Consider the following 25632-nt stretch of genomic DNA (forward strand, 5'->3'; position numbering starts at 1 on the left):
GGTTTCATGTTTTTTTAGTTTCAAGTTGAATTACATTTTGTAAGTTTAAACTTAAAATTATTAAAATAGAAATTATGGCGACAATAACTCGATTTGAGGATTTAGAAATTTGGAAAGAGGCTCGACGATTAGCAAAAGAAATTCATCTTATTGCAGTTCAAACAGAGTTAAGATCAGATCTCAGATTTAAAAATCAAATAAAAGATTCTTCTGGTTCAGTGATGGATAACATTGCTGAAGGATTTGAAAGAGATGGAAATTTAGAATTTCGACAATTTTTATCAATCGCAAAAGGTTCAGCCGGAGAAACAAGATCTCAATTATATCGCGTTTTTGATTTTGAATATATTTCGGAACAAAAATTCGAAGCTTTAAAAAAGGATTATGAAAATTTAAGCGGTAAAATAAAAAACTTTATCACTTACCTAAATAAAAAAGATTTCAAGGGGAATAAGTTTCAATAGGTAACCTGAAACTTGAAACCTGAAACACCGAAGGAAACAAAAGAACAATGGATTTAAAAGAAAAATTAGTATCGTCTTTTATGGCTTTTGAAGAGCGTGTCGATGTACATTCAGATTTACATGACATACGCACAAATGCTTTAAAAAACTTCGAAAATAAAGGTTTCCCAACCAAAAAAGAAGAAGCTTGGAAATATACATCGCTAAATGCCATCTTAAAAAATGACTTTACGGTTTTTCCAAAGCAGGAAAATGCAATCGAATTTAATCAGGTAAAAAAATACTTTTTACACGAAATCGACACTTACAAATTAGTATTTATCGATGGCGTTTTCAGTTCGCATTTGTCTTCTACAACGCATGACGGAATCGATGTTTGTTTGATGTCATCGGCATTGACCAAACCAAAATATAAAATGGTTATTGATACATATTTCAATCAAATTGCGAGTAAAGATGATAGCTTGACTTCATTGAATACAGCTTTTGCTATTGAAGGTGCATTTATCAATATTCCGAAGAAAAAAGTGGCCGATAAACCAATTGAGATTATGTATTTCTCAACTGGAAACGAATCAGCTTTAATGGTACAGCCAAGAAATTTAGTTATTGTGGGCGAAAATTCACATGTTCAAATTATCGAGCGTCACCAAAGTTTGAATGAAAATCCTGTTTTAACCAATTCGGTTACAGAGATTTTTGCTCAAAAACGTGCGATTGTGGATTATTACAAAATTCAAAACGACAATAGTGAAGCCAATTTAATTGACAACACTTTCGTTTCGCAACAACAGGAAAGTCATGCTTATGTGCACACTTTCTCTTTTGGTGGAAACTTGACTCGTAACAACCTGAATTTTTATCACTTTGGTGAAAGATTGACAAGTACGTTAAACGGAATTTCGATCTTAAACGACAAACAACACGTTGATCATTATACTTTGGTAAACCACGCAACGCCAAACTGCGAAAGTTTCCAGGATTATAAAGGAATTTTCTCTGATCGTTCGACAGGAGTTTTCAACGGAAAAGTTTTGGTTGAAAAAGAAGCTCAAAAAACAAATGCTTTCCAAAAAAGCAACAACATTTTATTGAGCGACAAAGCAACAATCAACGCAAAACCACAATTAGAGATTTTTGCAGATGACGTAAAATGTTCTCACGGTTGTACAGTTGGACAGCTTGATGAAACAGCTATGTTCTACATGCAGTCTCGTGGTATTCCTCAAAAAGAAGCTAAAGCTTTATTGATGTACGCATTCTCAAATGCCGTTATCGAAAGCATTAAAATACCAGAATTAAAACAAAGAATTACTAAAATCATTGCCATGAAATTGGGTGTGAATTTAGGATTTGATTTGTAGTTTAAAATTAGATCTAACAAGAAAAGCTTTCCATATATTTATTGGAAAGCTTTTCTTGTTATTACCTTATATTTATTTAAAATTTCTATTAAAAACTTCCGTATAAAGTTTCTTCGCTTTGTCAGTATTACTAAAATATGCTGAACCTGTACTACCCCTAAAATAACCATTAACAATAAAAAACTCTTTTTTCTCTTCACTAATGTCTTCTGGAAACTTAGAAACTCCTTTATCAAAAATCTTATAACATTTTATAAAATCATCAATCAATTTCTTCTCAACTAAAACCTTATAGTCATTTGAGAAAGTCTTTTCATCATTAAAATTAATTGTTTCACTATCTGTTTTTGAATTACTTAATTCATTCAAGCTGTTTTGCAATAATTGAATTTCATCATTTTTTCTTTCCAAAAGTTTTTCAAAATTTTCTTCTAATTCTCGTAATTCTGAACGAAGTTTAATTGATTGTTCTAAAGTTAAGAGTCTTTTCCCTTCAATTTCATTTTTCTGATTAACTCTCCATGTCGTAAATTTCAAATCTAGCCAATATGCTCCATTTGTTAAAAAGGGAATAATTGTTATTAACGTAAATGTTGAAATTAAAGGAAAATAAACCAAATGCCATACATCATTATAATTATCAATTATAAAATCTATTTTAATCTTATCTAATTTATCTTGATCAACAAAAAAAGTCAAGTAGACTATTTTCCAATTCCAAATCAACCAAGAAACAATTAAAGTTCCATAAAAAGGACTAGAAACCCTTTCTGTAAAAATTGAATTTATTGATTTTTTTATTTCGTCTATCATAACAATCTTTTACTTTTTCACAGATGAAACTATCCCCTTCAAAAACCCATTAAAATCAAATCCAGGTTCTTCTTCCTTCACTCCCATTCTCACAATTACCATCTCCAAAGACGGAATAATCGCCACCATTTGACCTTGATAACCACTGCAATAAAACATATCGCGAGGAACATCTGGGAATTTTCCTCCGGCATTTAACCAAAATTGCGCTCCATATTTTCCTTCAGAAGTATTGGTTGGCGTTGCTGTATATTTTACCCAGCTTTCATCCAAAATTTGTTCACCGTTCCAGTTTCCTTTGTGAAGATATAATAATCCAAATTTTGACCAGTCTCTTGGCGTTGCCCAGCCGTAAGATGAACCAACAAAAGTTCCCGACATATCTTGCTCGACGATCATCGAATTCATTCCGATTTTATCGATTACGGCGCTGTACCAGAAATCAAGATATTCTTGTTGGGTTTTAAATTGGCTTCTTAAAATTCGGGATAATAAATTGGTTGTTCCAGATGAATAATACCAATGCGTGTTTGGCTTGTATTTTGCTGGTTTGTCCATTTGTACTTTTCCCATATCTTCAGATTGGAAAAGCATTTGTGTGGCATCGCAAATTGTACTATAGTTTTCTTCCCATTCTAAACCGGAATTCATATGAAGCAAATCGTTTACGGTAATATTTTTGCGTTCATCATTTTGCCATTCTTTGATTGGCGCTGGTTTATAAATATCAATTTTTCCTTGTTTGGCCAAAACTCCAAAAGCAGAACTTGTGATACTTTTTGTCATCGACCAACCCAGAATTTTACTGTCTTTATTAAAACCTGTATCGTATTTTTCGGCAATTAATTGGTCTTTATATAAAACTACAACGGCGCGTGTGCGTTTTGCTTTCCCGCCATTTTTATCGAATGAATCGTCAATTGCTTTTTTCAATTTTGTGTAATCGACATTTGCGAAAGCAGTATCTTTTGGTTCGTTATTCCCGTAAGGAAAAGGAAGATTATTAACCAATTTTGTTCTTTTTGGAAGCAAATAGGGTTTTGAAATATCATAATCATCATTAATCAATAAAGCACCTAAACCATCTCTGTAAATTGCTTTTCTTTCTTTCAAACCATAAACTGCCGATGTTGCAAATTTTCCCGCATCATCAATTGTATTCGTTGCAAGATCCAACAAATGAATATCATTATCGGTTTTTTGAATTAAATCCAATGAGCGATGATCCATAAAATGTCCGGATGCAACACTTTTTGCTGAAAAACCAGAAATCAAATCAAGTTTCGGATAAGTTGTAAATCCGAAATACAAAAAGGCAAGAATAAGGACAAGCGCCAGTACTTTTAGAAATTTTTTCATGATGCGTTAGATGTTTTTAATGCAATATAAATAATTTATGTTCACGATTTTAGAACTCAAATTATAAATATGATTCGGATAATGCAGAAAAGGGAATCGATTTTTACGGAATCAGCATTTACGCCTTATAGCAATGGCGCCATAAAAGGAAATTATAGAATTCCTGTATAAACAAATTTAGTTTTAGTACTTTTGTAAATAGATTTTTTCTAAATAAGACATGCTAGATATTCAAAAAATAAGAGCTGATTTTCCGATACTTTCACAAATTGTAAACGGGAAACCTTTAGTATATTTCGACAACGGAGCCACTTCGCAAAAACCACAAATCGTGATTGATGCCGAAGTAAAATATTATCAGGAAATCAACGCCAATATTCACCGTGGCGTTCACACTTTAAGCCAGTTAGCAACTGATGCTTACGAGATTGCTCGCGGAAAAGTAAAAAACCATATCAACGCAAAACATGCTCACGAAGTGCTTTTTACTTCAGGAACAACGCACGGAATTAACTTAGTTGCAAACGGATTTGCTTCTATTTTAAAACCTGGTGATGAAGTGGTTGTTTCTTCTTTGGAACATCATAGTAACATTGTGCCTTGGCAGATGTTATGCGAAAAAACGGGGGCTGTTTTAAAAGTTATTCCAATCAATGACAATGGAGAATTAATCATTGAGGAATTTGACAAACTGCTTTCAGATAAAACGAAAATTGTAACTGTAAATCATATTTCAAATGCATTGGGTGTAATCAATCCAATTAAATATATTATTGATAAAGCACACGCTGTAGGTGCTGCAGTTTTGATTGACGGCGCACAGGCTGTTCCGCATTTAAAACCAAATGTTCAGGAATTAGATTGTGATTTTTATGCTTTTTCTGGACATAAAATGTGTGGTCCAACTGGAACTGGAATTTTATACGGAAAAGAAGAATGGTTAAACAAACTTCCTCCTTATCAAGGCGGAGGCGAAATGATCAAAGAAGTGACTTTCGAAAAAACAACTTATGCTGATCTTCCTCATAAATTTGAAGCCGGAACTCCAAATATCGCAGGCGGAATTGTTTTAGGAACTGCAATTGATTATTTAAACGAGATCGGTTTTGATAAAATTCATGAATATGAAAATGAATTGTTAGAATACGCCACAAAACGTCTTAACGAAATTGAAGGTATCCGAATTTACGGAAACACTAAAAATAAAGCATCAGTAGTTTCATTTAATATTGATGGAATTCACCCTTATGACATTGGTTCAATTATTGACAAATTAGGAATTGCAGTTAGAACTGGACATCATTGTGCACAACCTATTATGAATTTCTTCTGTATTCCGGGAACTATTAGAGCTTCGTTCTCTTTTTACAATACAAAAGAAGAAATTGATCAAATGGTTGATGCAGTTAAAAAAGCGCAAACAATGCTAAGCTAAAATCTATTTTATGAGAATAATATCTTTATTGCTTTTAACGATTTTTATCGGTACTAGCTGCTCCAGTCAAAAAAAAGCAGATATGACAGCAACACAAATTGAATACTCTGCGGTTTCGAGAGGACTTTTCAAAAAGATTATTGTTCAAAATAAAACAGCAACAGTCACAAACGGAAGAAATGCTGAACCTGTTGAAAAGAAAATTGATGATGCAAAATGGAAACAAATTGTAACTGAATTTTCGAAAGTGAATTTAGATAATATTCCAAATTTAAAAGCTCCAACCGAAAAACGTTTTTATGACGGCGCCGCAATTGGAAATTTAAAAATAACTCAAAATCAAAAAACCTACGAAACAAAAGGTTTCGATAATGGTTTTCCTCCAAAGGAAATTGAAAAACTGGTAAATTTGCTGATTGATTTTGCTAAAGAATAATTATGACAATAAAAGAAATACAAGACGAAATAATAGACGAATTTTCAATGTTCGACGACTGGATGCAGCGTTATGAGTACATCATCGAACTAGGAAAAACGCTTCCGCTGATAAAAGAAGAATACAAAACCGACGAAAATTTAATCAAAGGTTGCCAGTCGAAAGTTTGGTTGCAAGGCGAACAAAACGATGATAAAATTGTTTTCACTGCTGATAGCGATGCAATTTTGACCAAAGGAATTATCGCGATTTTAATTCGCGCTTTTTCGAATCAAAAAGCATCTGATATCATAAATGCAGATACTGATTTTATTGACGAAATCGGTTTAAAAGAACATTTATCAGCAACACGCGCCAATGGTTTGGTTTCGATGATAAAAAACATCAAAATGTACGCTTTGGCTTTTGATGCAAAAAACAAAAATTAAAAAATTTTAAACCATTAAGGCATTAAGGCATTAAGGTTCATAAAGTACTAAACTTAATTTTCTTGGTAGTTAGAAGAGAATTAAGCGCACTGCAAAACTTAATTTTCTTACTATCTTAATGGTAAAAACAAAAAACAAAAATGGAACAAGAAATCGATACAAACGAATTAGGAGAATCAATCGTAAAAGTTTTAAAAGGAATTTACGATCCTGAGATTCCTGTTGATATTTACGAATTAGGATTAATTTACGACGTAATGGTAAATACAGATTACGAAGTAAAAATCTTAATGACATTAACATCTCCAAACTGCCCAGTAGCTGAGAGTCTACCAAGAGAGGTAGAAGAAAAAGTAAAAACTATCGAAAACATCAAAGATGTTGACGTAGAAATTACTTTCGATCCGCCTTGGAGCAAAGATTTAATGAGCGAAGAAGCAAAATTAGAATTAGGAATGCTTTAATATTTGTTTCAGGTTTAAAGTTTCAGGTTTCAGGTTACGCAACTTGAAACATGAAACCTCAAACTTGAAACCATTTTTCACATGGAAGAAATCATCAATAAAGTTGCCAATAGTGCTTTAGAAGTTTTTGATCTTGAGGATTATTATCCAAAAGGAATGCGTGTGCAAATTGACATTTCGCAATGGCTTTTGGAAGGATTTCTATTGAAAGAAAAAGACTTTAGAGAACACCTAAAAAATCACGATTGGTCACAATACCAAGATCAATATGTCGCTTTACATTGTAGTACAGACGCTATTGTTCCAGCTTGGGCTTTAATTTTAGTGAGTGTTCATTTAGCACCTTTTGCTAAAAAAGTGGTTAACGGAACCATAGAAGATTTAGACGCTAGTTTATACGAAGAAATCTTAAAAAACATAGATTATTCTGCTTACAAAAATAAACCCGTAATTGTAAAAGGCTGTTCCAAAAAACCCGTTCCAATGCGTGCGTATATTTTAGCTACAACCTATTTGCAGCCATTTGCAAGAAGCATTATGTATGGGGAAGCTTGCTCTGCAGTACCTTTATACAAAGAATCTAAGAAATAACCTGCTTTTACAATCAATTAACGCTTAAGCTTTTATCGGTTTTTAGTATATTTGTTTATACACTTATAAACTAAAAACCATGAAAAAGCTAACCTTATTACTTTTCGTTTTAGTAAACTTCACATTTGTACAAGCCCAAAATTCAGAAAAAGAGTTAATTCAGAACACTGAAAAAGCAGTAAAAAAAATTAATGACACCATCGAAGGAGAAGGCTGGAAAACAAAAGGAACTGTCTCACTTTTATTAAATCAGTCGAGCTTTAACAACTGGATTGCCGGTGGAGAGGACAGCTTTTCAGGAACTTTAGGAATCAACTACGATTTCAATTACAAAAAAGATGATTTAACTTGGGACAATAAAATTCTGGCTTCATACGGATTATTGCAAACCAAAAATGACGACTTTACAAAAAAAACAGATGACCGCTTAGAATTCAATTCCATTGTCGGAAAAAAGGCTTTTGGGCAATGGTACTATTCTTACTTCCTGAATTTTAGAACACAGTTTTCTACTGGTTATATTTACGGCCAAGATGCAAACGGAAAACAAATCAGGACAGAACAAACCAAATTTATGTCTCCTGGTTATCTTACCACAGGTCCCGGAATTTATTGGACAAAAGACGACAATCTTAAAATAAATTTCGCACCACTGACTTCAAAATTCACTTTTGTAGACAATGCTTATACAAGCGGAATCGATAGATTCACAGGTCTGCCTTATGTTGACGGTTCTTATTTTGGTGTTGATGAAGGTAAAAGTATGCGATATGAGTTAGGTTTTTACGCTTCAGTTTATTACAAATTGGCAATCATGACCAACGTAACAGCCGAAAACACCTTGAATCTTTATTCCAACTATCTGGAAGATCCACAAAACGTCGACATCAATTATTCGCTGAATATTATCATGAAAGTCAACAAATTTTTATCAGCCAATTTCTCCTTCCAGGCCATTTATGATGATAATGCTTTTCAAGGCTTACAAACCAGAGAAGTTTTTGGTTTAGGAATTAATTTCGGATTCTAATTGTCAGAAGCATCGCAAAAGGCATTTTAACAAACATGGTTTCCCGCTCTCGGCTATATCTCGCTGTTGCCCTCCCGGGCCAGCAAGGATACCGCCTCCATCGGGGCTATATTCAAACAATTGGCTTCTTTTAAACATAAAAAAAACGGCTTTTGAATGTATCAAAAGCCGTTTCTATTTTATTCCTCTTCTTTTTCAATTGCATCCTTATAATCCGGATATAAAAACTTATTATAAGGAAATCTCGTGATATGAATCTGGCGTACAGCTTCATAAACCATTTCTCTAAATTCCTCAAAATTTTGTTTTTGTGTTGCCGAAATAAACAATGTTTTATCATGACCAACATTACTCATCCAGGTTTGCTTCCATTCATCAAGCGTCCAGTGTTTTCTGGTTTTCTCTGTAATCAAATCATCTTCCTCTATTGTCAAATGTTTGTAGGCATCAATTTTATTAAAAACCATAATAACCGGTTTTTCATGCGCCTTAATATCCTGCAAAATCTGATTCACAGATTCAATATGATCTTCAAAATCCGGATGCGAAATATCTACAACATGCAATAACAAATCAGCTTCGCGAACCTCATCCAATGTACTTTTGAAAGAATCTACTAATTGCGTTGGTAATTTTCTAATAAATCCAACAGTATCCGAAAGCAAAAATGGGAGATTTTTAATTACCACTTTTCGAACTGTTGTATCTAAAGTCGCAAACAATTTATTCTCAACAAAAACTTCACTTTTACCAACTGCATTCATCAAAGTTGATTTCCCAACATTTGTATATCCAACCAAAGCTACTCGAACCATTGCTCCGCGATTGCTTCGTTGAATACTCATTTGTTTGTCGATCGTTTTGATTTTATCTTTCAAAAGCGAAATTCGGTCACGAACGATACGTCTATCTGTTTCAATCTCCGTTTCTCCAGGACCGCGCATACCAATACCTCCTTTTTGACGCTCAAGGTGTGTCCATAAACCAGAAAGTCTTGGTAATAAATAGATACATTGTGCGAGCTCAACCTGAGTTCTTGCATAAGACGTTTCGGCTCTTTGCGCAAAAATATCTAGGATTAAGTTTGTTCTGTCTAAGATTTTTGCATCAATAATTCTTGAGATATTTTTTTGCTGAGATGGAGTCAACTCATCATCAAAAATAACCGTCGATATTCCATTTTCTTTTACAAAAAGATTGATTTCGTCAATTTTTCCCGTACCCACAAAAGTCTTCGGATTCGGGCGTTCCATTTTTTGCGAAAAGCGTTTTATAACTTCACCTCCAGCGGTAAAAGTCAAAAACTCTAATTCGTCTAAATATTCGTTAAGTTTTTCCTCACTTTGATTTTGAGTAATAATACCAACAATGGCTGTTCTCTCAAAATTTATAACTTCTTTCTCTAACATATCTTAAAATAAGCTACAAATTTAATCATTTGTACACTACTTACAATTATAGAATTTCAATTTTAAATTCTAATTAAAAAAATAAACCATTTATAAATCAGGCAATAAAACCTAATTTATAAATGGTATCCAAATTTTATCTGAAACTGTTTATTCGTAAATAAACGTTTTTTCTGTTTTTACGATTCCGTTTTCTTCAATCTGAGAACATGAAATTGGAAAATTCAGTTTGTTGTATTTATATTTTCTGCTTACAGCAACTAATGCAGTTGATGACGGACTGAAATTCATTTCATTATTGTATGAAATCGATTCAAATGCAAATTCTTCTTCATGATACGAAATCATTGGTACAATTATCCTGTAATTATCCCCGAAAAGGCTTTGAACAATTATTTGATCGACCGATTTTTTATCATCATAAGTAAATGATTTCGAGATTTTATCTCCAACCAAACCTTTGTGTTTTGAGACATTATCGTTTACATAAACATACTCAATTTTACCATTAATCTGTTTATTTCTATCGCGTGAAGTACGTCTTACAATGATTCCGTTTTCAACGATATATTCAATATCTTCAACTAAATTTTGGTGATTCGTACTTTTTTTAGTTGTTACTTTTACTCGTGCTCCTTCATAAAAAAAAGTCACAACTTTTGTGATATAATCAGGTCCTTCCTGATATTTTTTTACAAATTTGATAATGTTGTTGTCTGCATCATAAGTATAATTCACGACCTCTTTCCAGTCGCTTCCAACTTTATCTTTTACAGTCATATCCAACAAACCATTTTTGTTGTAAGAGAAGTGCTGAACAACATCAGAAGTTGTAATAGTCTGAATTTTTCCGTCTTTAAAAACAACCGTTTTGTTTACAATTTCACCATCTTTTGAGTTTTGGTAATTTGTCTTTACAATGTTGATCTGCTTTAATTTAACGGCATCGGCCTGATCCTGGCTGTGCATCAAACATGGGAATACCATCATCAAGATGGCGATAAAGTAGGTTTTCATTTTGTTCTTGTATTAATTTGGGATGACCAAAATACAAAATTCTGACAAATTCTAATAGTTTAAATCTCAAAAATTGTAACCACTAAATTTATAAGCAAAAAATCAGTTATTTGAATAAATATCACAAAATAAAATCACCCACTTTCCGCCAAATATTTTATCAACTATATATTAAAATTATAAACAATTCAAACTCTCATTTTACATTTATTTATTCTTTATCCGAAATATTCGCTCAATGATTATGCTTAAATTTGTACAAATAGTTTTTTTGTTTTTTAAATAGCTTTAAATCAAAACAAAAGAGATAGTAGTAAAATAAATGAACAAATCCATGCTATAATCACTAATAAACCAAAAAACAATTTGAATTTATCTTTTCTATTTATTACGCTTATATTATACGGATAAGGATAATTATTTTTATAATTATTTTTACTAGAATTTATTTCTGTTTTTTTGCTTTCTAAGAGGAGATTTATAAATATTTCTAATATTTTTTTTTCTTCTGATTTCATTTCTTTAATTAGTCTAATATTATCCTTAAAATACTCAAACATAAAATATAAGTATTTATTTACACGGTATTAAAAGTATAATTTTTGAAATTTTAATTGTTTCTTCATAAGACTTAAAAATATCATAATAAGACAACAAATTATCACAAAAAGAAAATACAGATATAAACCTATTCTTTTGTTTGAATTGAATAATGTCTCAAAATTTATATTCGTTAATATTTAGAAATTTTACAATACAAGCCTAATTCTTTCATGTATCTTCCTATTGTTGCAGTTGATAGTTTATGTTCACGATTTTGAAGTATTTTTGCAATTCTTTGCGCACCATATCTTTGCTTAAACTCGAAAAAAATTTCTATTATTTGATTTTTAATAGCATTTTTTTTCTGTTTTGTTCTTGACAAATTCTGATTCTTCCAGTCACGATATGTACTTTCACCAACATGTAGAACTTTACACATTCTGCTTATTGTATATGCTTTTTCGTTATCATGTATAAATTTAAAAATTACAAGTTTGTTTTGACAAAGAAGATTGCTTCCTTTTTTTAGAATTTCAAATTTCAAATCAGTTTCTTTAATTCTCTTTTCAAGTTCATAGACTTTCTTTTCTATAGAATTTAATTTTAAATATCCAGGTCCAGGAAAACTTTCAATTCCATATATTTCATAGTCCCGTCGCCATTTACTAATCAAAGAAGGATCAACATTCAGCTCTCTTCCAATTTGAGCGTTATTTCCTCTTTCATAACTCAATTTGATTACTCTGATTTTAAAATCACGATCATATATCCTACTCATCTTTGAATTTTTATTTCATTTTACTTAAAAAAATTCGTTTGTTTTTTGATTTTAAAAAGTTTTACTTAATCATCTTAATTAAATTTTTGATTATTCAACAAAACGATATTGGCTTAATTATCATTATTAAATTCTTTTATTGTTTTAAAATTCAAAGAAGAATGCATTCTTTGTGTGTTGTACCAATTTTCTATAAAATCGAATATTTCTACTTTCATTTTCTTTTTAGAAAGAAGCTTCGTCTGTCTATATATTAGTTCTCTTTTTAAAATTGCAAAAAAACTTTCTGCCATTGCATTATCACAATAATTTCCTTTACGACTCATACTTCTTATTATGCATTGATAAGATTCTAATTTATCCGTAAAGGCTTTATTTGCATATTGTGATCCCATATCAGAGTGAAATATTAACTGATTTTTAATTTCACGCCTAGAGATAGCCATATCCCACGCAGGTAATGTAGTATTTTTAGTTGTTAAATCATCACTGAGAGCCCAACCGATTATTTTTCTATCATACACATCCATAATAATGGTCAAATAAATAAATCCTACGCTGGTATTTATGTATGTAATATCCGAAACCCAAAGTTTAGAAGGGGCATCTCTATGAAATTTTCTGTTTACTTTATTAGGAAAAGTATAAAAATCATGCTTTGAATCTGTAGTTGATTCAAACTTTCGATCAAGTTTTCTTTTTAGATTCATTTTATTCATATAAAATGCTACCCGATTACCCGATATTTTATATCCTCTTTTTACAAGTTCTCTAGTGATTTTCACGGATCCATATTGTCTATTAAATAAATAATACAATGAGGTTATTTCGTCTTTTAATTTAAGTATCTTTTGTTTTTTTGGGGGAATAATTCCATTTTTCCAGTTACGATAAACACGTCTATGTATTCCAAAAACCTCACACATTTTTATTATTGAGTATGTTTTTTCATTTTCTTTAATAAAAGGATAAATCGATAGATTACCCATCGAAAGATATTTAGTCCCTTTTTCTAAAATTTCGAAGTTTTGTTCTGATTGCTTTAATTTCTTTTCAAGTTCGAAAATTTTTTGATCTTCAAGTTTCATTTTTATACCACCACTCCCAGGAAAACCTCCTATACCAAATTTTTCATACGTTTGACGCCATTCTGTCAATTTAGAAGAGGATATACCAATTTCTCTAGCGAACTCTGACAGATTGTTTTTTTTATAACTCAACTGTACTATTTTCTCTTTAAAAAGATCAGAATATTTTCTTTGTTTTCCCTTCATAATTCAAAAAAATATAAGATAAATACATTTATGAGGGATTGCCAAAAGGAATTATTTCAAAAAAAAATATAGGAAAAACGGAAATTGGAAATATAAATGGCATCAATCATTAACTCTTGAAATCAGTAGAGAACATTTAAAAAACAAATAATTGAGGTTACTATTCTTATGGAAGTCTCTCAATCATAAGCTCAATTCAACTCATTATTTCAACAAAAATATAATAAAAAACCAGTTCAATTAAAACTAGAATTTAAAGAAAATTATCAAGAACCTAAAATAATAGGATTTGGTAAAAAACATAAACAAACACTAGAACTTAATTCTAAAGAAGATGAATAAAAATCTGACGTAATTTGGGATTTTAAGCTGAAGTTCTAATTTTAGAAACCATAAAAGCAATCAGCACACCAAAAATACCGATAAAGGCAAAAGAGAATTGAAGCCCAAAATTCTGAGCAATATGACCAATAACAGGAGGTCCCATCAAAAAGCCAAGAAAACTTACACTTGAAACAATAGTTAAAGCTTCACCTGGCGGAACAGTCGGGTTTTTTCCTGCCATACTATAAACCGTAGGAACAATAGTTGCCACACCTAAACCAACAGCCATAAAAGCAATGGTACAAGGAATTAAATAGGGTAAAAAAACTGCAGTAAAAAGTCCTCCCGAGATCATGACACCGCTAATCTGCATGACACGTTCGCGTCCAAATTTATTGATTAAGCCATCGCCTAAAAATCTTCCGCTCGCCATCATAATCATGAATGAAGTATATCCTAAAATCACCAAAGGTCCTGGAGCTTTTACAATATCTTTAAAATAAACACCACTCCAGTCGAACATTACGCCTTCACTGGCCATACTACAAAATCCAATGACACCAAGCCAAATTAAAGCGCTGTCTGGTTTTGTAAATAGTTTTTTCTTTTCGCCTTTGTGTTTGATTTTTTCTTTGGCTTTGACCAAAAATTTAAAATTAAAAACAATCATAACCAACACTATTCCGGCAACAATTAAAAAATGATGCAAAGGAGATAAATTTAAAGCCAGCATTCCTAAACCAACCAAAGCTCCAGTAAAACCGGCAAAACTCCACATTCCGTGAAACGATGACATGATTGTTTTTCTGAAAAGCACTTCGGTATAAACGCCTTGAGTATTTACAGCGATATTGGCTAGATTTCCAAATAATCCAAACAAAAATAATCCTAATGATAATTGTAGTGCTGTTGTAGCCAAACCTAAATTAACCAAACACAACACATACATTATTAAAGAGAAAATTAAAACGCGGTGACTTCCAAATTTAGTGACCATTTTTCCTGAAAAAGGCATAATGATCAATTGTCCCATTGGCAGGGCAAAAAGTATTGACCCCAAATCGCCTTCGGTTAAATGTAAAGCGGTTTTAATATCTGGGATTCGGCTTGCCCATGTTGCAAAACTTAATCCCATTCCGAAATAAAACATTCCAACTGCAAAACGAATTCGGTTTAAATAAGAAGCTTTTGCTTCTCTAAAAACTTTCTTGATTTTTCCTTTTGTCTGAAAAAGTTCTAGTGGATTGAAATTTATCAAAATCGATGCATTTTGGGATTATACTATAAAAGTACAAAAAAGCTGCGTATTTCTTTTATGATGAAAAATGTTCCTTTATTTACAACGTTATTGTTTATAAATTGCTGTGTTTTTGGGCCACGGATTGTACGGATTAAACGGGTTTACACAGATTATAATTATTTTTTTGCATAAAAAAAAGACGCACTGCTGTGCGTCTCTACGATTTATATTATTTTGTTTTTAGCCACACATTTAAAATTAAAACCAGCGAAAACCCGTTTAATCCGTACAATCTGTGGGCTATAATAATTACAAATTAATTACAGTGCGTTGTGCATTGCTCGCAATTGCAGCTTCGATAATCTGCATTACTTTTACGCCATCTTGACCTGTAACTGGTTCTGTCGTATCGTTTATAATTGAATTGTAAACGCCGTCAAAAAAGGAGAAATAATTTCCTTGTAATGTTGGGACTTTTTCACGAATTATTTTCCCATCAATTTCGGTATGCAAAAGACCTTGCAGATTTTCAGGTTCTGTTCCCCAAGATTCTAAATTTGGCTTTTTTCCAAGTTTCAATTCGTCTTCCTGAACGTCGCCTCTTGGTTTTAAAAAAGATCCTTTTTTACCATGAATGGTATAAGCAGGATTGGCTTCTCTCACAAAAAAACCTGCTTTCAAACGCACTCTGACATTCTCATAAATCAATAACAAATCAAACCAATCATCAACTAAAGAATTTTGTCTGGTGTAACGAATATCCCCGAAAACTGATTTTGGAGAGCCAAACAAGCAAACCGCCTGATCTATAATATGCGGGCCTAAATCTTTTAAAACTCCGGCACCGTCATTAGCTGTTTCCTTATGCGCTTTTGGACTCAGCAATGGGTTATATCTGTCAAAATGGAATTCGGCTTCAACCAATTCTCCTAAAACTTCTTCGTTGATTATTTTCTGAATCGTTTTAAAATCGCTGTCCCATCTTCTGTTTTGAAAAACGGCTAATTTTAATCTTTTTTCTTTTGCTATTTGAGTCAGCTCTTCGGCTTCTGCAACAGTTGTTGTGAAAGCTTTTTCGACAACAGCATGTTTTCCTGCCAAAAGTACTTTTTTCGCATATTCGTAATGTGTGCCAACTGGCGTGTTTACGATTACTAAATCGACATCATCTGATAATAAATCATCAATTGAGGGATAACTTTTCACCTCTGGATAATCTTCCTGAATAAGTTTTTTGCTTCGTTCCCAAGATCCTAATAATTCAAAACCGGGATGAATATCTAAAAACGGAGCGTGAAAAACTTTCCCCGACATTCCGTATGATAATAGTGCTGTTTTTATTTTTTGCATGTTGTTATGTTTTTTTGCCACAGATTAATATGATTAGAAAGGATTTCTTTTTTGCCACAAATTTCACGAATTTACACGAATTATTTTAAGTTTTTAAACGCATCGATTTGCGTAAATTCGTGAAATTTGTGGCGAGAAAACTAAAAAAAATCCTTTTAATCTGTGGCTAAATAAATTATAGTTTAGCTCTTTCGTATTGTTTTGGCCATTGAATATCGCTTTCTAATTCTTTGGCAAAATCCAAAGGCAAATTCGGGTTTCTTAATGATTCTCTGGCAAACAAAATTAAATCGGCTTGGCCATTATTCAAAATTTCTTCTGCTTGTTTTGCTTCCGTAATTAAACCAACGGCTCCTGTCAAAATATTAGCTTCTTTTTTAACTTTTTCTGCAAAAGGAACCTGATAATCTGGTCCAATATTGATTTTTTGATGCGAAACTAATCCGCCAGATGAAACATCGATTAAATCTACTCCTTTTTCTTTTAATATTTTCGAAAGCTGTACAGATTCTTCAGGATTCCATCCGTTTTCTGCCCAATCCGTTGCTGAAATTCTAACAAACAAAGGCAAATCTGAAGGCCATTCGGTTTGAACTGCTTCTACAATTTCTAATGTAAAACGGATTCGGTTTTCAAAACTTCCTCCATATTCGTCGGTTCTGATATTTGTCAAAGGCGACAAAAACTGATGCAACAAATAACCGTGCGCTGCATGAATTTCTACAACCTGATATCCCGCTTCAACAACTCTTTTTGTAGCCGATTTAAAATCTGATATTACTTTCTGAATTCCGTTTTTATCTAAAGCTTCAGGAAGAAAAGGTTCGCCCTCATGATACGGAATCGCACTTGGCGCAACAGTTTGCCATCCGCCTTGAGCGAAATCTAATTTTTTATTGCCAAGCCAAGGAGCCGAAACACTTGCTTTTCGTCCCGCATGCGCTAGTTGAATTCCGGGAATCGAATTTTGAGAAACAATAAAAGCATTGATTTGTTTCAGTTTTTCGATATGTTCGTCTTTCCAGATTCCAAGATCAGCAGGAGAAATTCTGGCTTCAGGAGAAACTGCAGTTGCTTCCTGAATAATCAATCCGGCTCCTCCGCTTGCACGGCTTCCTAAATGAACCAAATGCCAGTCGTTTGCAAATCCGTCTTCAGCCGAATATTGACACATCGGCGAAATGACAATTCTATTTTTTAAAGTGGTGTTTTTTATTGTTAAAGGAGAAAATAATTGTGAAGCCATAATTGTAACTTTTAATGAATTTAGGCTACCAATTGAAGACAATAGCCGTTTAAAAAGTAAAGTTACGGTATCCTTATAAAAGAGGAAATCTAAATGTTTATTAATTAACAAACATTTAAAACCTTAAGTATTATATTGCGGGCTTAAATTAAATTTTAAAACGTTACTTTTGTGCGTTAAATACGAACTAAAATTATAAAATGGATATAGTTATCAAACTCTCTCAATTTCTATTGAGTTTATCTTTACTTATTATTCTTCATGAATTAGGGCATTTTATCCCTGCTAAATTATTCAAAACCAGAGTCGAAAAATTTTACTTATTTTTTGATGTTAAATATTCTCTATTAAAAAAGAAAATCGGCGAAACAGAATACGGAATTGGATGGCTTCCGCTGGGAGGTTATGTAAAAATTTCTGGTATGATCGACGAAAGTATGGACAAAGAACAAATGGCTTTGCCACCTCAGCCGTGGGAATTTCGTTCTAAACCAGCTTGGCAACGTTTGATTATTATGCTTGGTGGTGTTACGGTAAACTTTATCCTGGCTTTTATTATATATATAGGAATGGCTTTTGTTTATGGCGATACTTATATTGCAAATTCTGATTTGAAAGATGGTGTATGGATAACCAATCCTGTAATGGAAAAAATTGGAATAAAAACAGGAGATAAAATTATCTCTATTGATGGTCAAAAAATTGAAAACTTTGATGATGACACCAACATGAAGGTCATCATGGCAAAAGAAATTTTAATTGAGAGCAACGGACAACAGAAAACCATCAAAATGCCAACTGATTTTGTTGATCAATTATCTAAACATGAAAAAGGTTTTTTAATTGAAACTAGAATGCCTTTTGTTGTCGGAAGCGTTCAAGATGATTCGCCAAATACTTCGCTTAAGCCAAAAGATCTACTTGTTACATTAAATGGCCAAGAAGCAAAATATTATGATCAGGTTAAAGCAATTTTAAGCGCAAATAAAGGAAAAACAATTCAAGCTGTTGTTTTACGTGATTTAAAACAAACTCCTATTACGCTTAAGGTTTCTGCAAAAGGAATTTTAGGTGTTGTTCCAGGTGGTTTAGACATCAAATCATTAGAAAAATTAGGATACTATAAAGTAAGTACAAAAGAATATACTTTTCTGGAATCTATTCCTGTTGGACTTGCGAAAGGTAAAGATCGTTTAATAGGTTACGGAAAACAATTAAAAATGATTTTTAATCCAGAAACTAAAGCTTATAAACAAGTGGGTGGTTTTGCTGCGATTTATAACATTTTTCCGAGTTCTTGGAGCTGGGAAGCTTTCTGGAATATTACCGCTATTTTGTCAATTATGCTTGGAGTGATGAATTTATTACCAATTCCGGCTCTTGATGGAGGTCATGTGATGTTTTTATTATATGAAATTGTTAGTGGCAAAAAACCGAGTGATAAATTCCTTGAAAACGCCCAAATGGTTGGCTTCGTACTACTTATAGCGTTGCTTTTGTTCGCAAACGGAAACGATATTTATAAGGCAATTATGAAGTAGAAAAAAAAATGAATAAAAAGAGTTAAAATATTTTTGAGAAACTAAAAATTCGATTATATTTGCACTCGCTAAAAAGAGCAATACTTTCCTCCTTAGCTCAGTTGGTTAGAGCATCTGACTGTTAATCAGAGGGTCCTTGGTTCGAGCCCAAGAGGGGGAGCAACTTTTTTTAGCAAACATATTTACCTTTAAGGTGATTCCTCCTTAGCTCAGTTGGTTAGAGCATCTGACTGTTAATCAGAGGGTCCTTGGTTCGAGCCCAAGAGGGGGAGCTTATTAAATACCACTTACAAATTGTAAGTGGTATTTTTTTTTTTGCGTTAATCAGAGCCCCGATGGCTATCGGGGTTGGTTTGAGCCTCAAGGAGGATCTTAAAAAAGACATCAAATTGTAAGTGGTATTTTTTTTTTGCTATTAATCAGAGCCCCGATGGCTATCGGGGTTGGTTCGAGCTCCAGAAGGAACCTCAAAAAAGAAATATCAAATTGTAAGTCGTATTATGAACGTTGTTTACATTATTTTTTCTGCTAAATTGAATCGGTATTATATTGGATTTACATCTGATTTTGATACTAGAATGGAATTTCATAAAAATGCTGAATCAAGAAAATTTACCGCCAATGCTCAAGATTGGGAATTATTTTTCAAAATAGAATGTGAGAACAAACCGCAAGCTTTAAATATTGAAAAACATATTAAAAAAATGAAAAGCAAAATCTATATTGAAAACCTAACTAAATACCCAGACATTATTCTAAAACTCAAAGAGAAATATAAATAAAACTGTTAATCAGAGCCCCGAAAGCCTTCGGGGTTGGTTCTCCCGATAGCTATCGGGACAAGAGGGGGAGCTTAAAAAAAAGACGATCAAATTGATCGTCTTTTTTTTGTTTTATATCAAAGTAAAGTTCATTCCTTCATTCTCTCTGCATTTTTATTGTTTTGCTACTTTATTCGCTAGATTTTTACTTTCAAATAAAACCATCATCTCATTTGCTTTTTCTGGCTTGTTAATGGCTTTTAATGATTCGGCGCAACGATAGTAATAAATTGGATCTAGATTTTTGCCTACTTCTATCAATTCACCGTAATATTTAGCCGCAGATTCCATATCGCCTTCAAAATAGGATTTGTCTGCTACTTTTTTAAGCATGTCGGTATTTTTATAGCCTTTATCGACCACTTTTGTGTAAGTTTTTGAAATATCAATATCTATATATTTTGGCGCTTCCGTAGGGCGTGCTACTGCCACTTTTACTGGCTCTACCTTTTCGTCAGGAATATCGATGACTACTTTTGACATTAGAGGCACTTCCGTTTGTTTCAATTTGGGTTTTCTGTAAATTGGAATTACAGTTCTAGTGTTATTTGGACCAAGATCATAAGTATTAACCATATCTAGTTTTGAAACTTCGTATTTTGTAACTCTTCTTCCAAAGGTCATATTTATTGTTTCTTCAACATAGTAAGCTTCTATAACAAGATCATTATCTGATTTCTTGTCTGATTGTAAATGTGTACTTCCAGCCGATGCAATAACAGGGGCTTTTGAAACTGCTTTTTGCGCAAAACAGCTAAAAGGAACAACACACACAATTGCCACAAAAATTTCTGCATAATTTTTCATGATAATTTTGATTAAGTTGTTTATTTCAAAAAACTATAGTAAAGTTATTGATTTTGTTGCGGTTAGCTTTCTTTTTACCGTGAAGTGCTTGGAAAGACGATAAAGTGTTTGATTTGGCTTTTTTGTCCAACGCTGATTGTTTTTATAATTTTAGTTTTTAATTATTCGTTGTGCGAAAAATTGTATTTTTGTTTTCTCCCGAAATCGCGGCGAACTGTTTCTGCTATTGAAAACAGCGAAACAATTGATGATGAAAAACTTCAGGCAATTGCCAAAATATTAGGTGTAACTGTTGAAGGAATTAAAAATTTCTCTGAAGAAGCGGTTTTAAATATTATTGGAAATACAATTAATAATCATGATAATGCTTCTTCATTTAATTATAGTTGTAGTTTTAATCCTCTTGATAAAATGGTCGAGCTTTTCGAACGTTTAGTTCAAGCTGAGAAAGATAAGGTTGAGTATTTGGAGAAATTGTTGAAAGGGAAGTAGAAATTTTATTTTTTGAAAATATATTATAAAAAAGAGGCTTTTGTATAAAGAACCTCTTTTTTATAATAGAATGATTTAATAATATCTTTGAATTTTATCTAATATGACTTTCTCAATTCTGTTATTTATATGGCAAATAAAATTCTGTACAAGTAAGCAAAATAATTGTTGTGATTGTAAAAAATACAAAATGTTTTAATTTAAGGTTGTATTTAATTTCAACATTTAAAAAACTTATATTACCCAAAATTACATCAAGAAATTTAAACAAGATTAGCTGAACAACAATAAAAGTTGATAATACTGAAATGATATTTAAAATTAAAAATGTCATTTAGAAATGTCCTTATTTTTAGAAAATTGTTTAACTACTTTAATTAAATCATCTGGATTTTTTATTTCCAAAGAATCTTTGTTTTTCATTAATTCATCAACCATCTTTCTATCATGATAATTATCGATATAATCACTCACCTTTTGAATTAAACCGTCTGTTGACAAATCAAAGTTAAAACCTTTAAAACTCGCTTTTAATCCTCCTCCATTAATTCCTATAATTATCAATCCAAGAATTAAAATAATTTTTCCATTCTTAGATAAAAACTGAGCTCTTCCTTCTGAATTTATATTAATTTTAATCTCAACATCAGAAATATCCAATTCTAAATCATTATCAATTATAAAACTTTCAGCAAGCCTAAGTAAATCACTCCCAAAAAATAATAAATCATTAGCCTTTATACTCGTCTTTTTATTAACATTCACAATGAGATTTGTATTGTCTTCTAATTTATAAAAATCCCCTAAGGATCTCTCAATTATAGATGCATATTTAGAAATATCATTTATAGCTTGATGAGATTGAAGCACTTTATAAAGATAGGGGTCTAAATTTGATCTTGAAAATGTTTTTAACCATTTTACAGATTTCCTTTTAGTATAATTACATTTTGTTCTATCTAACATTGAATTATCTACTTCCATTAAAGATGTATCTTGGAAAATTCCTATTGATACAAAATTTGAGTTCTCAGAAGGAATAATTACAACATCACCTTTTTTTACTTCATAAATAAATCTAACTAACTGACCCGCAACTAGCCCTGGCTGTTTATCAGGATACACATTTTCAACATATAGCTTCAACTTATCTTTCAGTTCATCCAAATTCCTAGAAGATTTTTTATAATCTAAAATCTTTTTATACGAAATTTCCTCGTAACCAATTGAGACGAAATTATGTGCTCTATAGGTATCAAACAAATCCCCACCTTCAGTTCTAATTAACCAATACTGTTTTTTTTCTGAAATAGTATCAACATGACTCAAAAAAGCGTTTAATTGATCTTTTAGTAAAGTGTTCTCCATAAATTGATTTGATAAAATGCTAATCTAATAAATTAAGTTCTATAAATAAAATCGAAGTTTCAATTATAAAATATATTTATATAAAACAAAGGTTTAGTAAATTCAAATATAAAATTCTTATTCTAAATTAGTTGAAGATAAACAACACTGTAAATCATGGGACACTTTAAAAATAATTATCTAGACCATTAATATAAAGAGATGAAATATCTCCTTTACTAATTTTACTATTTTTGTGGCCAATATCTTTTCTAAACTCTTTCATTAAATCTTCTTGTTTCAAAATTAAGTTCTTAAGGTTTTCAGGTGTATTATTTCCTGAAAAATAACTCAATTCTCTTTTCCAGTTTATATAGGATAAAAGAATATTATCTGGAAACCATATAATAGCTTTTTGATTAAATTGCTGAAAAAATAAAACCATGTCATCATCCGATAACTTTTCATCATTTTTGTTTTTAGTATTAAAAACTACTTTGAAATAAAACTGGAAAAATTCTTCATAAATTGGAATCTTTTTATTTCTAATTTGAAATTCAATCTCTTTTTTTCTTTCAAGATATCTTGTTACGTAATAGCCAATTAAAGTAACTGAAGCTCCTATTACAGCAATAACTAAATTTATATTTAATTCCAATGTAAAATATTTTTTACAAACTTAATAAATTTATTGACATCAATAATAAGTCAAAAAAAAGCGCCGTAATCCAAAGATCACAGCGCTTTTCTATTTTTATTAAAAACCTTAAACTTCTTAAACCCCTAACTTCTTAGCAATTTCAGCAGGAATTCCTCCTTTGTTTACTAACAATGCAGTAGTTTTATATTTCACGAAATTTTTAGTTACAAACAAGAAACCTTTGTAGTCATTTGTTTCTCCCCAAGAATTTTTTACGATATAATATTCTTTTCCGGTTTGATCTTTTGCAAGACCAATAATATGCATTCCGTGGTCGTCTGTTGTTGTGTAATTATCAAACGCAGCCTGACGCATTTCTGGAGTAATTTCTGGTTCTGCTTTTGGTCCGTTGAACATGTCTGCTTTTTCTTCAGCTGTCATGTCGTCAAATTTCTTTGTTGGTACATACGCCACACCATTTTTCCAGCTAAAGCTTTTCTCGCTTACGTCTGTCGCCCAGGCAACAGTATATCCTTTTTTCAATGCATTGTCAATAACATCCGTCATATCATTCACTTTTACATTGTAAACCTGATCTAATGACCAGTTGTCTGGCACCATCATTGTTGTTTTTTGGTAATATGGAGAAGTTGTAAATGAAGACATTTCAATATATTCATCTGGATTAATTCCTACTACTTCTTTAGCAAAAGACTGTGGTGTATAGTTTTTCCCTTTGTAAGTGAAGTTATCCGGCGCTTTTCCTAAATAAGAATCAATAACTGCTGCGTATGCTTTTTGCCAGTTTGGAGTCAGTTCTCCATTTGGATTTTTAACAACCGCTGCAAGAACTCCTTCTATAAGAGCTGCCATTTCAGCAAATTTATTTTTATCTGTTCCGTAGTTTAATCCTGTGTAAACTTCTCTCGGAACAGTTCCGTATTTTTTATACATATTAATTACATCGTGCAAAGCTCCTCCATCACCTAAAGTGATTGCTCCGTGCATACGAACATAATTTACTCCTTTGTCAACATACACATTTCTTGCTGAAAAAACCTGAGACAATTCTACTGGCTGTTTTCCTAAACGAATCATTTCTGATTCTAAAAATGAGTTAGTTGAATAACTCCAGCAAGTTCCAGAAGATCCCTGAGATTTTACTGATGTTGTTCCTAAGTTAACTACTTCAGTGAATTTAAAGTTCTCTTTACTTTTATCACTTGCATTCAACTTTAATGAGTTTACCAAAATGTCTTGCGCAAAACAGCCGCCTACAGCAACAAAAAATGCAGATGCAGCAAAAACTGATTTCATTGTATTTTTATACATAATCAAAGGATTTAAATAGTTGACTAATTAGTAGCCCGTATTATATTTTTGTTACAAAACAATTAAATAATCGGTAAAAAAACTATTATTTAACAGTTAATGTTTATACAATCTTTTTATTATGCGTTTAAATCTTACAAATTATACAATCTGAGTTTTTTAATTAGAAAATTTGGCAATTAGATAATTAGAAAAATTTTCTTCAAAATAGACTTTCAAAATACTCGCTATTATTTGCAAATAAATAGTATTTTAGTTCTTGAAAATGCCACATCAAAACCGGACATGTACGAACTGGAAAAAGAAACTTATTTAGGCAATACCAAAAACATCTTCAATACTCAAGAGGGAATTGCAGTTGTTGAAACGGAGTATCAAAATAAAGTTTACGAAGGCTGGCATTCGCACAATAACGCGCATATAACCCTTTTTTTAAAAGGTGGCACGACGGAGAAAAGGAAAAATTTCAGAGAAACAGTCGGTCCAGGATCGTTGTTATTTTATCATAGCGATGAATTGCATTTAAACCAAAATACACTTTTTCCTTCCCGAAACATCAATATCGAAATTGAAGAAAATCTGCTCAAAGAACTTCAAATCTCAGAAGCTATTATCGAAAAATCAATTCAAAATGAAGCTTTTACCAAGTTTTTAATTTTAAAGATTTTTAAGGAAACGCTTACTGCCGATGCTTTTTCTGCCGATACAATTAAGATGTTGTTTTCTCAATTAACCGTTGCTAATAGTCATTTGGATCGATTTGAAAAAAGTCCGTTTTGGGTAAAAAGTTTAAATGAATTATTAAACGATTGTTGGAATGAAAATCCAAATCTGCAGGATTTGGCATTGGTTTTAAACCTCAACCCTATTACAATTTCAAAACATTTTCCTAAATATTTTGGATGCACTTTGGGCGAATATATGCGTCGTATTAAAATCAATCGTTCACTTTCGCTGATACAATCTAATGAAATTAATTTGACTGAAATCGCTTTAGAATGCGGATTTGCAGATCAAAGCCATTTTATCCGAACTTTTAAAACGCAAACCGGATTTCTGCCTAAACAGTTTCAAAAATTATAGAGAG

General features: G+C 31.8%; 25 protein-coding genes and 2 tRNA genes. 14 read left to right on the forward strand and 13 right to left on the reverse strand.

Going from position 1 to position 25632, the window contains the following annotated elements:
* The first annotated feature begins 74 nt into the window (after positions 1-74).
* Both ACNFIH_RS11845 and sufD read left to right on the forward strand, forming a co-directional pair.
* Entirely contained in the window at positions 75-464 is a 390-nt protein-coding gene (locus ACNFIH_RS11845; protein ID WP_035646323.1) for a four helix bundle protein, read from the forward strand.
* 47 nt (positions 465-511) lie between these two features.
* Complete coding sequence (sufD, locus tag ACNFIH_RS11850; RefSeq protein ID WP_035646324.1) at positions 512-1828, forward strand: Fe-S cluster assembly protein SufD; 1317 nt, start codon at positions 512-514, stop codon at positions 1826-1828.
* 72 nt (positions 1829-1900) lie between these two features.
* Here sufD and ACNFIH_RS11855 read toward each other — a convergent pair whose 3' ends face one another.
* Both ACNFIH_RS11855 and ACNFIH_RS11860 read right to left on the reverse strand, forming a co-directional pair.
* Positions 1901-2641 carry a hypothetical protein gene (locus ACNFIH_RS11855; RefSeq protein ID WP_426483308.1) on the reverse strand — a complete coding sequence of 247 codons (741 nt, stop codon included), beginning with the start codon at positions 2639-2641 and terminating at the stop codon, positions 1901-1903.
* 9 nt (positions 2642-2650) lie between these two features.
* The gene (locus ACNFIH_RS11860; RefSeq protein WP_426483309.1) at positions 2651-4000 is read right to left on the reverse strand and encodes a serine hydrolase domain-containing protein; all 1350 of its coding nucleotides are present in this window, start codon (positions 3998-4000) and stop codon (positions 2651-2653) included.
* A 220-nt stretch (positions 4001-4220) separates the two neighbouring features.
* Between ACNFIH_RS11860 and ACNFIH_RS11865 the strand changes: the two genes are divergently transcribed.
* The 6 genes from ACNFIH_RS11865 (at position 4221) to ACNFIH_RS11890 (ending at position 8384) form a co-directional block, all read left to right on the forward strand.
* Positions 4221-5435: an aminotransferase class V-fold PLP-dependent enzyme gene (locus tag ACNFIH_RS11865; protein WP_426483310.1), complete on the forward strand. Its 1215-nt coding sequence runs from the start codon at positions 4221-4223 to the stop codon at positions 5433-5435.
* Between the two features lie 10 nt (positions 5436-5445).
* The gene (locus tag ACNFIH_RS11870; protein ID WP_426483311.1) at positions 5446-5871 is read left to right on the forward strand and encodes a hypothetical protein; all 426 of its coding nucleotides are present in this window, start codon (positions 5446-5448) and stop codon (positions 5869-5871) included.
* 2 nt (positions 5872-5873) lie between these two features.
* Entirely contained in the window at positions 5874-6299 is a 426-nt protein-coding gene (locus ACNFIH_RS11875; RefSeq protein ID WP_426483312.1) for a SufE family protein, read from the forward strand.
* 140 nt (positions 6300-6439) lie between these two features.
* Positions 6440-6763, forward strand: coding sequence for an SUF system Fe-S cluster assembly protein (locus tag ACNFIH_RS11880; protein ID WP_017494560.1), 324 nt, complete (start codon positions 6440-6442; stop codon positions 6761-6763).
* An 81-nt stretch (positions 6764-6844) separates the two neighbouring features.
* Positions 6845-7354, forward strand: a complete 510-nt coding sequence (locus ACNFIH_RS11885; RefSeq protein WP_426483313.1) for a DUF2480 family protein — start codon at positions 6845-6847, stop codon at positions 7352-7354.
* 79 nt (positions 7355-7433) lie between these two features.
* Positions 7434-8384 carry a DUF3078 domain-containing protein gene (locus ACNFIH_RS11890; RefSeq protein ID WP_426483314.1) on the forward strand — a complete coding sequence of 317 codons (951 nt, stop codon included), beginning with the start codon at positions 7434-7436 and terminating at the stop codon, positions 8382-8384.
* 179 nt (positions 8385-8563) lie between these two features.
* Here ACNFIH_RS11890 and hflX read toward each other — a convergent pair whose 3' ends face one another.
* The 7 genes from hflX to ACNFIH_RS11925 all read right to left on the reverse strand — a co-directional run bounded on the left by hflX (position 8564) and on the right by ACNFIH_RS11925 (position 17565).
* Positions 8564-9793 (reverse strand): GTPase HflX, encoded by a 1230-nt coding sequence (hflX, locus tag ACNFIH_RS11895; RefSeq protein WP_035646341.1) that lies wholly within the window; start codon positions 9791-9793, stop codon positions 8564-8566.
* Positions 9794-9943: 150 nt separating this feature from the next.
* Entirely contained in the window at positions 9944-10810 is an 867-nt protein-coding gene (locus tag ACNFIH_RS11900) for a hypothetical protein (protein ID WP_426483315.1), read from the reverse strand.
* 733 nt (positions 10811-11543) lie between these two features.
* Positions 11544-12131, reverse strand: a complete 588-nt coding sequence (locus tag ACNFIH_RS11905) for a transposase (protein ID WP_426483316.1) — start codon at positions 12129-12131, stop codon at positions 11544-11546.
* A 113-nt stretch (positions 12132-12244) separates the two neighbouring features.
* Complete coding sequence (locus ACNFIH_RS11910; RefSeq protein WP_426483317.1) at positions 12245-13405, reverse strand: IS3 family transposase; 1161 nt, start codon at positions 13403-13405, stop codon at positions 12245-12247.
* A 364-nt stretch (positions 13406-13769) separates the two neighbouring features.
* Positions 13770-14987 carry an MFS transporter gene (locus ACNFIH_RS11915; protein ID WP_426483318.1) on the reverse strand — a complete coding sequence of 406 codons (1218 nt, stop codon included), beginning with the start codon at positions 14985-14987 and terminating at the stop codon, positions 13770-13772.
* A 291-nt stretch (positions 14988-15278) separates the two neighbouring features.
* Entirely contained in the window at positions 15279-16319 is a 1041-nt protein-coding gene (locus tag ACNFIH_RS11920) for a Gfo/Idh/MocA family oxidoreductase (RefSeq protein WP_426483319.1), read from the reverse strand.
* A gap of 175 nt (positions 16320-16494) precedes the next feature.
* Positions 16495-17565 (reverse strand): NADH:flavin oxidoreductase/NADH oxidase, encoded by a 1071-nt coding sequence (locus ACNFIH_RS11925; RefSeq protein ID WP_426483320.1) that lies wholly within the window; start codon positions 17563-17565, stop codon positions 16495-16497.
* 200 nt (positions 17566-17765) lie between these two features.
* Here ACNFIH_RS11925 and rseP point away from each other — a divergent pair, with 200 nt between their 5' ends.
* The 4 genes from rseP (at position 17766) to ACNFIH_RS11945 (ending at position 19888) form a co-directional block, all read left to right on the forward strand.
* Complete coding sequence (gene rseP / locus ACNFIH_RS11930; protein ID WP_426483321.1) at positions 17766-19106, forward strand: RIP metalloprotease RseP; 1341 nt, start codon at positions 17766-17768, stop codon at positions 19104-19106.
* A gap of 86 nt (positions 19107-19192) precedes the next feature.
* A tRNA-Asn gene (locus ACNFIH_RS11935) sits at positions 19193-19266 on the forward strand.
* Positions 19267-19304: 38 nt separating this feature from the next.
* A tRNA-Asn gene (locus ACNFIH_RS11940) sits at positions 19305-19378 on the forward strand.
* Between the two features lie 228 nt (positions 19379-19606).
* Positions 19607-19888 carry a GIY-YIG nuclease family protein gene (locus tag ACNFIH_RS11945; RefSeq protein WP_426483322.1) on the forward strand — a complete coding sequence of 94 codons (282 nt, stop codon included), beginning with the start codon at positions 19607-19609 and terminating at the stop codon, positions 19886-19888.
* Between the two features lie 153 nt (positions 19889-20041).
* Here ACNFIH_RS11945 and ACNFIH_RS11950 read toward each other — a convergent pair whose 3' ends face one another.
* On the reverse strand, positions 20042-20734 hold the full coding sequence (locus tag ACNFIH_RS11950) for a hypothetical protein (RefSeq protein ID WP_426483323.1): 693 nt from the start codon (positions 20732-20734) through the stop codon (positions 20042-20044).
* A gap of 180 nt (positions 20735-20914) precedes the next feature.
* On the opposite strand from ACNFIH_RS11950, the gene ACNFIH_RS11955 reads away from it, so the two are divergent.
* On the forward strand, positions 20915-21226 hold the full coding sequence (locus ACNFIH_RS11955; protein WP_426483324.1) for a helix-turn-helix domain-containing protein: 312 nt from the start codon (positions 20915-20917) through the stop codon (positions 21224-21226).
* Positions 21227-21556: 330 nt separating this feature from the next.
* On the opposite strand, the gene ACNFIH_RS11960 is transcribed toward ACNFIH_RS11955, so the two are convergent.
* The 3 genes from ACNFIH_RS11960 to ACNFIH_RS11970 form a co-directional block, all read right to left on the reverse strand.
* The gene (locus tag ACNFIH_RS11960; RefSeq protein WP_426483325.1) at positions 21557-22594 is read right to left on the reverse strand and encodes a hypothetical protein; all 1038 of its coding nucleotides are present in this window, start codon (positions 22592-22594) and stop codon (positions 21557-21559) included.
* Positions 22595-22760: 166 nt separating this feature from the next.
* Positions 22761-23231 carry a hypothetical protein gene (locus ACNFIH_RS11965; RefSeq protein ID WP_426483326.1) on the reverse strand — a complete coding sequence of 157 codons (471 nt, stop codon included), beginning with the start codon at positions 23229-23231 and terminating at the stop codon, positions 22761-22763.
* Positions 23232-23348: 117 nt separating this feature from the next.
* Complete coding sequence (locus tag ACNFIH_RS11970) at positions 23349-24545, reverse strand: aminopeptidase C (protein ID WP_035646372.1); 1197 nt, start codon at positions 24543-24545, stop codon at positions 23349-23351.
* A gap of 234 nt (positions 24546-24779) precedes the next feature.
* On the opposite strand from ACNFIH_RS11970, the gene ACNFIH_RS11975 reads away from it, so the two are divergent.
* The gene (locus tag ACNFIH_RS11975) at positions 24780-25628 is read left to right on the forward strand and encodes a helix-turn-helix transcriptional regulator (protein WP_426483327.1); all 849 of its coding nucleotides are present in this window, start codon (positions 24780-24782) and stop codon (positions 25626-25628) included.
* Positions 25629-25632: the final 4 nt, after the last annotated feature.

Source organism: Flavobacterium sp. 2, from assembly GCF_049949195.1.
Taxonomy (GTDB): domain Bacteria; phylum Bacteroidota; class Bacteroidia; order Flavobacteriales; family Flavobacteriaceae; genus Flavobacterium.

Excerpts from the sequence above, each read along its gene's own strand:
- ACNFIH_RS11845 (WP_035646323.1), top strand. The coding sequence starts at position 75 with ATGGCGACAATAACTCGATTTGAGGATTTAGAAATTTGGAAAGAGGCT.
- sufD (WP_035646324.1), top strand. The coding sequence starts at position 512 with ATGGATTTAAAAGAAAAATTAGTATCGTCTTTTATGGCTTTTGAAGAG.
- ACNFIH_RS11855 (WP_426483308.1), bottom strand. The coding sequence starts at position 2,641 with ATGATAGACGAAATAAAAAAATCAATAAATTCAATTTTTACAGAAAGG.
- ACNFIH_RS11860 (WP_426483309.1), bottom strand. The coding sequence starts at position 4,000 with ATGAAAAAATTTCTAAAAGTACTGGCGCTTGTCCTTATTCTTGCCTTT.
- ACNFIH_RS11865 (WP_426483310.1), top strand. The coding sequence starts at position 4,221 with ATGCTAGATATTCAAAAAATAAGAGCTGATTTTCCGATACTTTCACAA.
- ACNFIH_RS11870 (WP_426483311.1), top strand. The coding sequence starts at position 5,446 with ATGAGAATAATATCTTTATTGCTTTTAACGATTTTTATCGGTACTAGC.
- ACNFIH_RS11875 (WP_426483312.1), top strand. The coding sequence starts at position 5,874 with ATGACAATAAAAGAAATACAAGACGAAATAATAGACGAATTTTCAATG.
- ACNFIH_RS11880 (WP_017494560.1), top strand. The coding sequence starts at position 6,440 with ATGGAACAAGAAATCGATACAAACGAATTAGGAGAATCAATCGTAAAA.
- ACNFIH_RS11885 (WP_426483313.1), top strand. The coding sequence starts at position 6,845 with ATGGAAGAAATCATCAATAAAGTTGCCAATAGTGCTTTAGAAGTTTTT.
- ACNFIH_RS11890 (WP_426483314.1), top strand. The coding sequence starts at position 7,434 with ATGAAAAAGCTAACCTTATTACTTTTCGTTTTAGTAAACTTCACATTT.
- hflX (WP_035646341.1), bottom strand. The coding sequence starts at position 9,793 with ATGTTAGAGAAAGAAGTTATAAATTTTGAGAGAACAGCCATTGTTGGT.
- ACNFIH_RS11900 (WP_426483315.1), bottom strand. The coding sequence starts at position 10,810 with ATGAAAACCTACTTTATCGCCATCTTGATGATGGTATTCCCATGTTTG.
- ACNFIH_RS11905 (WP_426483316.1), bottom strand. The coding sequence starts at position 12,131 with ATGAGTAGGATATATGATCGTGATTTTAAAATCAGAGTAATCAAATTG.
- ACNFIH_RS11910 (WP_426483317.1), bottom strand. The coding sequence starts at position 13,405 with ATGAAGGGAAAACAAAGAAAATATTCTGATCTTTTTAAAGAGAAAATA.
- ACNFIH_RS11920 (WP_426483319.1), bottom strand. The coding sequence starts at position 16,319 with ATGCAAAAAATAAAAACAGCACTATTATCATACGGAATGTCGGGGAAA.
- ACNFIH_RS11925 (WP_426483320.1), bottom strand. The coding sequence starts at position 17,565 with ATGGCTTCACAATTATTTTCTCCTTTAACAATAAAAAACACCACTTTA.
- rseP (WP_426483321.1), top strand. The coding sequence starts at position 17,766 with ATGGATATAGTTATCAAACTCTCTCAATTTCTATTGAGTTTATCTTTA.
- ACNFIH_RS11945 (WP_426483322.1), top strand. The coding sequence starts at position 19,607 with ATGAACGTTGTTTACATTATTTTTTCTGCTAAATTGAATCGGTATTAT.
- ACNFIH_RS11950 (WP_426483323.1), bottom strand. The coding sequence starts at position 20,734 with ATGAAAAATTATGCAGAAATTTTTGTGGCAATTGTGTGTGTTGTTCCT.
- ACNFIH_RS11960 (WP_426483325.1), bottom strand. The coding sequence starts at position 22,594 with ATGGAGAACACTTTACTAAAAGATCAATTAAACGCTTTTTTGAGTCAT.
- ACNFIH_RS11970 (WP_035646372.1), bottom strand. The coding sequence starts at position 24,545 with ATGTATAAAAATACAATGAAATCAGTTTTTGCTGCATCTGCATTTTTT.